General features: G+C 26.8%; 10 protein-coding genes. 4 read left to right on the top strand and 6 right to left on the bottom strand.

Going from position 1 to position 12,326, the window contains the following annotated elements; genetic code table 11:
* Window positions 1-44 precede the first annotated feature (44 nt).
* From QEJ31_RS06445 to groL, 3 genes are all read left to right on the top strand, one after another.
* The gene (locus QEJ31_RS06445) at window positions 45-563 is read left to right on the top strand and encodes a hypothetical protein (RefSeq protein ID WP_280592960.1); all 519 of its coding nucleotides are present in this window, start codon (window positions 45-47) and stop codon (window positions 561-563) included.
* Between the two features lie 151 nt (window positions 564-714).
* The gene (gene groES, locus QEJ31_RS06440; RefSeq protein WP_158998608.1) at window positions 715-1,002 is read left to right on the top strand and encodes a co-chaperone GroES; all 288 of its coding nucleotides are present in this window, start codon (window positions 715-717) and stop codon (window positions 1,000-1,002) included.
* A gap of 34 nt (window positions 1,003-1,036) precedes the next feature.
* Window positions 1,037-2,674: a chaperonin GroEL gene (gene groL, locus QEJ31_RS06435; protein ID WP_280592959.1), complete on the top strand. Its 1,638-nt coding sequence runs from the start codon at window positions 1,037-1,039 to the stop codon at window positions 2,672-2,674.
* Window positions 2,675-2,850: 176 nt separating this feature from the next.
* Here the strand turns inward: groL and QEJ31_RS06430 are convergent, their stop codons facing one another.
* The 4 genes from QEJ31_RS06430 to QEJ31_RS06415 form a co-directional block, all read right to left on the bottom strand.
* Window positions 2,851-3,633, bottom strand: a complete 783-nt coding sequence (locus QEJ31_RS06430) for an N-acetyltransferase (protein ID WP_280592958.1) — start codon at window positions 3,631-3,633, stop codon at window positions 2,851-2,853.
* 17 nt (window positions 3,634-3,650) lie between these two features.
* Entirely contained in the window at window positions 3,651-4,721 is a 1,071-nt protein-coding gene (locus QEJ31_RS06425; protein WP_280592957.1) for a hypothetical protein, read from the bottom strand.
* A 70-nt stretch (window positions 4,722-4,791) separates the two neighbouring features.
* A complete protein-coding gene (locus QEJ31_RS06420; protein WP_280592956.1) occupies window positions 4,792-5,439 on the bottom strand; it encodes a 2OG-Fe(II) oxygenase in 648 nt (215 codons plus the stop codon).
* Window positions 5,440-5,441: 2 nt separating this feature from the next.
* Entirely contained in the window at window positions 5,442-5,660 is a 219-nt protein-coding gene (locus QEJ31_RS06415) for a hypothetical protein (RefSeq protein WP_280592955.1), read from the bottom strand.
* A 583-nt stretch (window positions 5,661-6,243) separates the two neighbouring features.
* Here QEJ31_RS06415 and QEJ31_RS06410 point away from each other — a divergent pair.
* Complete coding sequence (locus QEJ31_RS06410; RefSeq protein ID WP_280592954.1) at window positions 6,244-9,366, top strand: lantibiotic dehydratase; 3,123 nt, start codon at window positions 6,244-6,246, stop codon at window positions 9,364-9,366.
* Window positions 9,367-9,562: 196 nt separating this feature from the next.
* Here the strand turns inward: QEJ31_RS06410 and QEJ31_RS06405 are convergent, their stop codons facing one another.
* Both QEJ31_RS06405 and QEJ31_RS06400 read right to left on the bottom strand, forming a co-directional pair.
* The gene (locus tag QEJ31_RS06405; RefSeq protein ID WP_280592953.1) at window positions 9,563-10,168 is read right to left on the bottom strand and encodes a hypothetical protein; all 606 of its coding nucleotides are present in this window, start codon (window positions 10,166-10,168) and stop codon (window positions 9,563-9,565) included.
* A 492-nt stretch (window positions 10,169-10,660) separates the two neighbouring features.
* Entirely contained in the window at window positions 10,661-12,100 is a 1,440-nt protein-coding gene (locus QEJ31_RS06400; protein ID WP_280592952.1) for a PhoPQ-activated protein PqaA family protein, read from the bottom strand.
* Window positions 12,101-12,326: the final 226 nt, after the last annotated feature.

Raw genomic sequence — 12,326 nt, 5'->3', positions numbered from 1 at the left:
AAGCGTGCGGTGCACTTTTGTTAATATTTATGGTGTAATATTTCATGATTAAACCTCTGTACTATTTGTTTTTGATAAGTGTTTTAATAAAAAATTACTACGCTTACGCTCTCGAAAGTTCCAGTTTTATTCTTATAAATACGCGATCCAATTCACTTGATAATTCAGATTATAGATTACCAAGAGAAGAATTGTCAAAAAATTTTGAAAACTTTGATAAAATTTTGAAGGAAAACAAAGGTATTTATCAGCCTTTGCAATTACTTTTTATTGAAAAACAGCATATTTATATCCCAAAAATGCTTATCAAATGTGAAGACAAACTCTTTCTATTGACTACGAATAAAAAACTACAAAAATTAGGCTATTCTATTGATTTATTTGAACCCGTGTTAGATCAATTTAAAAATTCAGTAGTAAAAGGTAGCCTTGTTGCTGCCTACTGGAAAAGTAAAGATATTCCAGTTGCCTTGATAAAAGATGAAAAAGGTATTCTTTATTCAGTAAATAAAGAATCTCACCATGATATTTCTATAGAAACGGTTGGTTTAAGCTTCAAATAGGCAAATCCTTTTTTAAGATAAAAATAAAGTCTTGACACTTTCAAAGCACTGTTTACTTTCCAGGTAAGGTTTTCGGGGGCAAAAAGACCCTCAATTTTCTATGTCTTATCATTATGTGGTTTTCATCCACTCTTCTTTTTGGAGGTTCAATATGAAGATTCGTCCACTTTCAGATCGTATCTTGGTTAAGCGTGTTGCGGAAGAGACTAAAACTGCTGGCGGCATTCTCATTCCAGACAATGCAAAAGAAAAGCCAGTGGAAGCAACAGTTGTAGCTGTTGGAAATGGAAAAGTTCTTGCTGATGGGCAAGTTCGTCAAATAGACATTAAAGTAGGCGATAGAGTTTTATTTAGTAAGTACAGCGGTACTGAAATCAAAGTTGATGGTGAAGAACACCTTATTTTGCGTGAAGATGATGTTCTTGGCGTCATTGGTTAATTTTTAAATTAATTTGTAATATTAGGAGTTTAATATGTCAGTAAAAATGATCAATTTCGGTGAAGATGCACGTAAAAAAATTCTTGTTGGTGTAAATACATTAGCTGATGCAGTGAAAGTTACGATGGGGCCTAGAGGTCGTAATGTTGCTATTGATAAGTCTTTCGGCTCACCAAATGTTACTAAAGACGGTGTTACTGTTGCAAAAGAAATCGAACTAGAAGACAAATTTGAAAACATGGGTGCACAAATGGTGAAGGAAGTTGCTTCCAAAACCTCTGATGTTGCCGGTGATGGAACAACTACAGCTACTGTTTTAGCCCAAGCTATTTACCGTGAAGGTGTAAAGCTTGTTGCAGCAGGGCATAATCCAATGGATTTAAAACGTGGTATCGATAAAGCTGTGCTTGAAGTAACAGCAGAATTGAAAAAAATTAGCAAACCAATTTCTAGTCATAATGAAATAGCTCAAGTTGGTACAATTTCTGCCAATTCTGACACTACAATAGGTAATATTATTGCTAAGGCCATGGAAGAAGTTGGCAAACAAGGTGTTATCCAAATTGAAGAAGCTAAAGGCATGGAAACAACACTTGATGTTGTTAAAGGAATGCAATTTGATCGCGGATACCTTTCAAATTATTTTGTAAATGATGCTGAAAGAATGGAAGTAAACTACGAAGATTCCTATGTCCTTATTTTTGATAAAAAACTATCTTCCTTAAAAGATTTAGTTCCAATTCTAGAAAAAGTAGTTCGTTCTGGTAAACCACTATTAATTATTGCTGAAGATGTTGAAGGTGAAGCGCTAGCTGCTTTAGTTCTAAATCGTTTACGTGCAAATCTTAAGATTGTAGCTGTAAAAGCTCCTGGATTTGGAGATCGTCGTAAAGCTATGCTCGAAGATATTGCTATCTTAACTGGCGGTGTTGTTATTTCTGAAGAGCTTGGAATGAAGTTAGAAACAACCACAATTGAACAATTGGGTATTGCTAAACGCATTCGTTGTGACAAAGATAATACTACGATCATCGATGGCCAAGGTGATAAAACTCAAGTTGAAGCTAGAGTTAAACAAATTCAAAAACAAATGGCTGATACAACTTCTGACTATGATCGCGAAAAACTTCAAGAACGTCTTGCTAAATTATCAGGTGGCGTTGCTGTTATCCGTGTAGGAGCTGCAACTGAAGCTGAAATGAAAGAAAAGAAAGCTCGTGTTGAAGATGCATTGCATGCAACTCGCGCTGCTGTTGAAGAAGGAATCGTTCCAGGGGGCGGTGTAGCTCTTATTCGTGCACAAAAAGTATTAGAAGCTTTACGTTCTAAAGTAATTAATGATGAGCGTTTTGGTATTGATATTATTTCTCGTGCAACTGAAGAACCACTTCGTCAAATAGTTGCAAATGGTGGCTACGAACCATCAGTTGTATTAAACAAAGTGCGTGAAAACTCCACTGTGAACTTCGGCTTCAATGCAAAAGAAGAGCGCTATGAAGATATGGTTGCTGTGGGAATTATTGACCCAACTAAGGTAACTCGTTCTGCATTACAAAATGCAGCATCAGTTGCTTCTTTATTGTTAACTACTGAGTGTATGATTGCTGAAAAACCAAAAGATGAAAAAGCCCCAGCTATGCCAGCAGGTGGCGGATACCCAGGTATGATGTAATATATAATCAGATAGAACTGAATATCTTTAAGACCTACGTTTAGAAATAAAAGTAGGTCTTTTCTTTTAAAATCCAATTTTTCATTTATATTTTTGAATTACTGCTGAAATATTATAATACTATTTTAGTAATTCTTTTTTAATAAACAAAATATTTATAACTTATCCTTACATTTTTAAATACTAGAACTATATAAACCATATTTCTTTTCCTGAACTGTAAATCCTATTGATTTATACATATTTATTGCCAAACCATTTTCTTCTGCTTCAAGAGTAAAAAACTCCTGATTTGAATCTTCAATTGCATATTTTATTAATGTTTGTGCAACTCCTAATTTTCTATATTCTTTTAATGTTTTTAAATTTTGTAAACGAGCAAACTCATCATTCCAGTATAATCCTACATCTGAAATAATTTCACCATTTAAAAATGCTGCATACCAATATCCGTGGTTATTATCGGTATAAGATTTAAATTCAAAAACTCTTTTTTCTATATATGATTTAGATTTTTTTTTATTTAAAAATTCATTAATTTTAAATTGAAAATTTAAAACTTGTTCCCAATCATCATTTGTTACCATTCTCTTACAGAGAACTTCATTGTTATAATATTTACATTTGATATCTTTTTTTCTCGCAGTCATTGTTAATCTGTCAAAAAAAATGAAATTATTTTCTTTAAATTTATTCAGTTCAATATAACTCAGATCACCAGGCCAACTAAAACACATTTGTTTATTACTAGAAATATTTGAAAATTCATTTTGATAATATTTTGTCCATTTTTCAAAATCTCCAATTGATAAAGGATTTTTCAAAATCAAGTAATTACCCCAAAAAAAATCTAGATTATTTAAAGTATACAATACTATGTAGTCATTTTTCTCTATTACATTATTTCTAAAATTAAAAAATAAAATATCCGACCTTAATCCAATGGGCAAATTATTCATATTGAATATTCCTTATTTTATAATTTTACACTACTTGGTCTTACTAACCAGTAACATTTTATTTCTTGTATCTTATACATCGTTATTTTTATTTTTATGTGATGAAGAGAACAATAATATTTAAATTCATTATCAATTATATTACAATTACTGAAATTTAATAAAGTAATCTTCTGTTCATTAGTCAAAAATCCGAGTTTTTCTACTTCATCTAAAATAGCTTTTTCTCTCTTTTCAGATAAACTAAAATTAGGATGAAATACATTTACTTCTAAAGAAAAGTCATCTGAAAAATTTTTATAATTATCTAAATGAAGCATATAAGAGTTTATATATTCTCTTATATTTTGTAACCAGCATAATTCTGAAGCTAACATTGAACTTTGTATTTGTACTTTTGCTATTTTCAGAATATAAAAAAAATGGTCAATATTATCACAACGCCAACAACTTCTTAGTGGGAGTGCTTCATTTTTAATTTGTCGTGAAGCCATAAGACCAATATTTCCTAATGCTATTGGATTGTATCTCATAACTTTTTCATACAATTCAGTACTATTTTGTATAGTTTCTTGGAAATTTAAAAATGCTTCATAGAGTTCAGGATAAACTTTTATTTCCTCTTTAAGGTCATTGATATTGTCTTTTGGTGTTAGTGAAATAAAAAGCGAAGGATCACCAATATCGGTTTGGTCAGCAAAAATATCAAATTCTAGCCATAAAAGAAAACAAATTGTTCGCAAATTGCCTTCTTTTGAATTTATTTGATCCTGCCATTTCTCTAAAAGTGAGGACGTCTTTTGCCAGTTAAGAGATCTTTTAGATTTAGAGTGATTTAACCAACTTGATAATGAACCATCAGATTGCAAAATGCTCACTATGATATCACATCTTGGTTTTTTTGAAAAAGGATGCACTTCTAAATATAAACGACTAGTTTCCGGCATTAAGCTGATAATATTTAACCAATTATCGTAATTATTAGCTCCGAGCCATGGGGATAGATTTGCTCGCATAGCTTTCAGTATTTTTTTTGGAATGAATTTTGGAATGAATTTTGGAATGTAAGTTGAGCATAATTTTGTCAAATCAACTCCTTTGAGGTCTCAAAAACTTGAGAATCTCTGCACTTTTTTTGTTTAGAAATAATTATATTTTTTAAGGAAAGCTTTTAATATTTTTACGCCCAATTGAGCCTGGATAAAATGCCCAAAAAACGATAATATTTTTATTTCCTTCTATTATAGGTAAACTTGCATGTAATTCACTTGAAAGAAAAAATAAAACACGTCCCGTTTTAGGAATGCATTTATAATTTTGATCGGGAAAATAAGTCTCTCCTCCAGTATAATTATCATTAAGATAAGTTATTACTGTCAGGGCTCTGTGAGAATTCTCGTTATGTGCATCTGTATGAGGTTTAAACAAACCACCTACATTATAGCGAATGAGTTCAGCATCTCCAAATTCATTGAAAGTTAATCCAAATTCCTTTGTAGCAAATTCCCCGACTAAGGTTTGAATTTTTTTTAAAGACTGAACAATTATAGGTATTTCATTTGAATTTAAATCAGAAAGTCTTATACTATTCGCGCTTCGGTGATTGGTATCTATAACTTCAAGTATTTCACTTATTCCTTCATTATTTTTTCTTGAAATTGCAATTTTTGCTTGTTTCCAATCCTGAAAATCACGAATCTCTAAAAGAAGATCGTTGCAAAATGACTCAGATATTAATTCACCAATATAAATCGATTTTGCAACTTCTTTAAATCTTCCTTCAAGTTCTGAACCTGAAAGATTCATTGTTAGTTTGTCCAAACTGTGCGAACGTCATCGTCACTGCTAACTATCTCATTACAAGTAGCTAGTGTCAGTTTACCGAGTAGATCACCTGTTACACTAATATTGTAAGAACTCAATAAATCTATCACCGTTTTTGAAAATTGAAGTTTTGCTCTTGGGATTTTATTTAATTCAGATCTTAGCGAATTGATATCATCCAAAACCATGACTTGACTACTCATAATTCCTCCTTGTTGCAAATTTTATTTAAACACACGTACACGAAATTTTAAAAATTATTACAAAAAAATTTTTTGCTGTCAATACTATAGAATAAATAATTTGTTACTAAACTGTAGTATACTTTGAAATATAGATATTTTTAAAAAATAATATTTAATATATGAATTTTTTCTAGGAAAAAAATTACAAAAACTTGTTTCGCTAAAAATAGTCTAAAATTAATTTTTGGATTGAAATAAAATTTAACAAAAAATATAAAAATAGCAAGTAATTTAAAAATTTTGCTAGTTGAATTTTTGTTGGTATGCATTAATAATATTATTATGCTTAAAAATTTAGTATAATTTTTATTCGGTGATTGAACTATGGAATAAATTTTGAAATTTTTAAAAATAGAAGTGTCATAAAATTATTTTTTAAAGTTATGGGGATAGCTTTCTTCAGTTAATAAAAAGCTTAACACGTTTTCTTTATGTAAACTTAGTATGCGATTCTTGTTGAGAACATCAAAAAAATCAAGTATTCTTCTGTTTTAGTATACATATTAATTTTTTATATTAATTTTTAACTTGGATTTAAAACATGTATAGTGCAAATTCATTTTTTATGCTAAGAACGCCTCTTTTTCCAAATAATTACTTTATTGATTATTTAAATAGTAATGAAGATATATTGGAATATTTATTGAAGCAAAAATATTATGGGAAATTTAAAGAAGCAATTTTAGCATCAAGTAAATCACTTTATAATAGTTTAGAATTATTTGAAAAAGAAAAAATAAAAGATTTAAAAAAAATAGATCAATTAAAATCAGGTATTTTAAAATATTTTTCTCGTTCGTGCACTAGAGCAACTCCATATGGATATTTCGCTGCAGTTAATATGGGATATTACTCTGATGTACAAAACTTGACTACTGATAATTCTAAGTATTACAAAGCAGTTCGACCTGATATGGAGTGGATATATAAATTTGTAAAAAAGATAGAAGAAGATATCACTAAGACTCCAAATATAAAAATAAAATTTAGTCCAATAGCATATGAAAATGGTGATAGAATTTATCTTTCTTACTCCTCTAATAGTGTAATAAATACTGAACAAGGGGAAAAAAAATTAAATTTTGATAAAGATATGTCAATAAAAATAAATTCACTAATGAAATTTATTTTTGAAAATTTAAAGAATGAACTTGAGATTAATAAACTTGTTGAGAAGATAAAAAATAATTTTAAATTGAATAATAATGTGAATATATATGAATATCTTCAAGAATTAATTAATAATGAATTCATTATAACTGAAATTAAACCAATTTTAGGAAAATTTGATATTTTGTCTGAATTGATTTTAAAACTTTCTTATTGGCCAGAGCAAGAAGAAAATTATAAGTACTTACTGAAATTAAAAAAGCAGATTGATATATATGAAAAATTAGAAATTGGTGAAGGTATAAATGAACTAAATATTATTATTGAGGAAATGCAAAAAAGTAATTATGTTAAAAGCCCTTTACAAATAGATTTAAGTACTTCAATCAATAAAAAAATTTCACTAGAAAATGCATTTAAATTGAATTTAAGTAGAGTATCAGAATTTTTTATATCTTTTACTAAATTATATCTAGGATTTAACGAAATACGAAAGTATCATGAAGAATTTTTAATTAAATATGGTTTTGCAAAGGAAGTGGGAATTCTGGAATTACTTGATGAAAATCTGGGATTAGGAGCTCCAGCAGACTATAAATTTCCACAGAGTAGTAGAAAAAAAATAACTAAAGATGCAGAAAGTGAAGATAGAATAAAATTTTTATATGATAAAATTTTCTATTCATATCAAGAAAAAACAGAATGCATAACATTATCAGGAAAAGATTTAAAATTTATTCAAGATCAAAATATAAATACTGATAATATTCCAGATTCTATAGAAGTATATTTTCAAATAATTAATGGTGAAGATAATAACAATTTAAAAATATATCTTTCTTCAATTCAAAATTCATATAGCGTTTGTGCAAGTTTTGGTAGATTTACAAATTTATTTTCAGAGGAAAATATATCAGATCTATCTTCTCATATAAAAAATTTTGAAGATAAGTATCCTGAAATAATATTTTGCGAGCTAATATTTTCACCTCAAAATTCTAGAGGAGCTAATGTTGTTCTTGGTAAAAGTTATTGGAGTTATCAGCTTCATTTGGATACTTTTCAAGAAAAAAATAATTCCAATTTATATCTAAACGATATTGTTGTTTGTGCTAATAGAAAAAGACTATACTTCAAATCTTTGAAGTATCAAAAAGAAGTTGTTTTTGTTGCATCGAATATGCTTAATTTTAAGAATGCGCCTAATATTGTCCGCTTTCTGAGAGAAGTTAGTTTTGAAAGATTTACTCTTTGGAATCGCATACCTTTAACTGAATTTAGTAATTTAACTTTTGTGCCGAGAATAGAGTATGAAAACATAATAATTTATCCAAAATCCTGGAACCTTTCTTTAGTATCTTTAAAACAATTTAAACAAGAATATGATCTAGAAAAAGATTTTCTCTTAATTTTTTGTGCATGGAAAAAATTTTGGAATGTCCCAGATTACATCAATTTGATTCATGCTGATAATAAAATTTTATTAGATTTAAAAAAAGAAGATCACGTAAAAGAGCTAAAAAAAGAGTTTATTCGGCATGGAAAACTATTACTACAGGAAAACTTAGAAATTTCTTTTATGAATTCCTATGGGCTAAAAAATGTATTTAGTTATGAAATAGTATCTCCTTTGAAATCTAACAAAAAAACTGATAAATCAATAGAAATTATTAGAAAATTTAATTCTCTGAATTGTACTCGTAAATTTATACCTGGTGGTGAATGGTTTTATTCAAAATTGTACTTCAATAGTTATAGAGAAGATGAATTTATTTCTAAATGTATTGTTAATTTTATTCAAGAAGTTAAGAAAGAAATAGAAATTGAAACTTGGTTTTTTATTAGGTATCAAGATCCAAAAAAACATATCAGACTTCGTATTTTATTGAAAGATAAAAAATACTCTAATGAATTATTGGAAAAATATAATTCATATTTTGATGAAGTGTCTAAAAATGGTATTCTTAACTCATGTTGTATAGATTCTTACGAACCTGAAATTGAAAGATATGGAGGTCCTGATTTAATTCACCTTGCAGAAAAAATATTTATGTATGATAGCGAAATAGCTTGTTTATTAATTAAAAATAAAAAAGTAATTGAGAAAGAGTACCTTTTAATTCATATTAACAGTTTTTTAGCTTTAGAAATTTTAGAGAATTTTTCTTTTAATTTTGATGAAAAATTAAATTGGTTGATGTTAAGAAATGATAAAAATAAATTTATCGAAGAATTTAGAAAAAGTAGAAAATATATTATAGATTTATTTATGAAAAATAATTTACATTGGTATAAGGATAAAATATTTTCAAATTTAGAAGAGTTAATTCAAAAAAGAAGAAATGAAATAATTAAATACTCAAATCAATTATTTAAAAATATTGAGTTGAAACAGATTTATAATGATAGAAATAGGATTATTGTAAGTTTTATACATATGCAATCTAATAGATTAATAGGAATTAGTAAAGAAAATGAAGAAAAATCAAATGCTTTTATGTTGCATACTTTAAATTCTTTAAAATTTCATCTAAATAAGAAAAATTCTTTATAAAAGTTTAAAATGATAGAAATTATAAGATTTTTTTACATGAATATGATACAAGTCAAAAAATGTATTTATTAGTTACTTACTGTCTTGCAATGATAGACTTACATATGTCTTAATTGAGAAAATGTTTAATGGTATGGTAAGTAAAAAGATGCTATTCAACAAATTTCAACTTGGATATTTAATTTGATTTAAATCATTACCTTATAGAATTAAATGCAAAGTCTGCTTCATCATCTAATTTTCTAGCAAGATCTTCAGCTTCATAGAATCTTTTTCTTAATTCTAAAAATTCATTCTTATTACTTTTATCAGCACCAGCATATAGTTTATATGCTTTATCAACTAATTTGTAAGCCTCATCAGCTTTTTTTCTTAGTTCTCTTGCATAATCAGCCTTGGAATTATTATTATAAATTGCAGCCGCAGATTTTGCATTTTCAGCAAATTTATAGGGTGGTGCAGCATTGTAGGTGGCATAATAAGCATTTTTCATAAGAATAAGTAAATTATAATTGATATAGTATTGAACATATAATTCAACTCTAGTAGGTTTTTCTGTGATTTCTTTTTTAATTTCGTATATCTTACTTGTCATCTTGCTAATTTCATCACCAATTTCTAAGCTTAAACTTTTAATTTGATTAAGTTGAATTATGTTAAATTTTCCATTTTTAATATCACATCTTTTATAATATTCAGAAATTTCTTCATAATATTTTATTTTATTTAAATTTTCTGTTTCTAAATAAGCTTTGTCAAAAGATACTGAAATTTTTTTTCGAAATTCTTTAGATTTTTCCATTTCAAAAAAGTATATTTTATTATTATCAATAGGATATTTATCTTTAAGTGATTCCTGAGAATCATTATTGACTAAATTGTTAATTTTTGAATCTATTAAATGCTCAGTATTGTTATTTAAATTTATATTTTTATTGTATAACTTAGATTCTGTTGCAAATATTGGTGTAAAAAATAAAGAACTAAAAATTATAAATAAATTTTTTACTAATCATAAACTCTCCTATTAAAATTTCAATTGTTTTTAAAAATAATAAAAACAATTTTTATTTAAATTTTAAATTTAAAAAAAGCAACATTCTTTAATAGTTGAAAAGTGCAATTAATAATTTAGTACAAATATATAAAGTATATAAATTTCTTAATAAATAATAACTAGGTATACTAATTTAATTATAACTATACTGTTGGTAAAGGTTTAAATATAATTTAACTAATATGAATATTTATTATTTTTAAATATCTTTAATTTATTGATCCAAAATATTTTATTTTAATGTAATGGAAGAGAACTGCAATATTTGCTTTTGTTATTTATGATATTCATAGGATATTCTTTTTTAGGTAACACTATATTAGGAGTTGTTTGAATAAAATTGTTGTCATGTGTTATTTCAATGAACGATGCTTTCCACCCTAATTTAGGTTTTTTTATCCAAATAGAAAAAAACTTTGCATTGTTTTTTATCTCTAATTTTCTTTTCTTATATTGAACTCCACAAGAGTAACGGAAATCTCTTTCATGAGAATTTATTGCTTCCCAAAGTGATATGTATTTAATGCTTTTATTAAGCTCAATTACTATTTTGACTTTCTCTCCAAACTTATCTTCATAAAATTTAAAGTTTAATTTTTTACCAGGAGTGTTAGAATTTAGTGCATTAGCATATTGAATAATACTTTCTTCAATAATACTCTTATTTATAAAATGTGTTGAGTTTGGGATATAGCGAAAAATATTTTCACCAGGGATATCAATATAACTATCATATATTGAATCTGGCAAGAAGAAATCATCTCCACTTGAACTAACGATATACTTTGGAATTTCTAATCTTTTTTGTTTACCTGAATTTTTATATGCTAAAGGATCTTCAATTTGAATTAAAGAGTTAAAGTTCTCAGCATCAAGATATTTATATAAATTTATTTTATAGTAAGGATACAATGCAATAGGCCAGTGGTTAGCATAAACTTTATTTAATTTTAGAAATTGATTTTTAATATTATAGACGTCAATAACTATAGGAATAATAGCTTTTACTCTTTCATCGGCAAGTGTGGCAAGCCAAGCCGCCCAACCTCTTTTGGATGCACCTGATAAAATAAAACTACTCATGTTATAGTTATCTGCTGAAAACTCGGCTTGAATAAGATCAAAAGCGCGAATAATACTCAATGCCATTGGTAAATGTAAGGGCATTGTTTTATTTTCAATTGGATCATCTAAAAATACTTTCCATGTGTGGGCGACTAGATCATCTTCAAATAAATTTGCAATATTTGGGAAACTTATAGGTTGATTTGGAACCATTGTTAATCTTATAACAATTGAAGAAGTATTATTTGAAATATTTACAAAAAATTCTTCATCCTGTTTATTTTTAATATCTATGTCTACATAAAAAATAGGTGTTGTATTTTTTGAATAAGATTTTGGAATAAATATTTTTAAATTATGTTTCCATTCTGTACTTGGATAATATTCGTTGTTTGGGTATTTTTGTGAAACTAATTCGTACTCGATTACTTTAAGTTCATTTTGAAGTACTTCTTCTCCTAATTTTAAATAATTTAAAGAATATTTTGCTGTTAAAAATTTTATACAATCTAAAGCATCTAATTCAGGAGGGCAATAGTTTTTTGTCATGGCCTGATTAGTTAATAATATATTGAAGAATAGTATAAATAAGTATTTTATTCCTAGTTTCATAATGGAATTAACTCCTTGTGAAAATTCTGGATTTTATATATGGAAGGCATAACTTTTAGTTACGGACTTTTGAAACTTACTTTGAATTAATAAAAATATCAATAAATTTTTTAAAAATATTTTATTATAAAAGAAATAAAATAGTTAAACTAAATTTAATAAAATAAATTTATATATTAAGCAGTGATAATTATTATGTAGTATTTTTAAAATCATTTAAAAATAA

This window comes from Pigmentibacter sp. JX0631 (genome assembly GCF_029873255.1).
Classification (GTDB): domain Bacteria; phylum Bdellovibrionota_B; class Oligoflexia; order Silvanigrellales; family Silvanigrellaceae; genus Silvanigrella.
The sequence above is the reverse complement of the archived record's forward strand: the minus strand, read 5'-3'. Positions and strand labels throughout refer to the sequence as shown.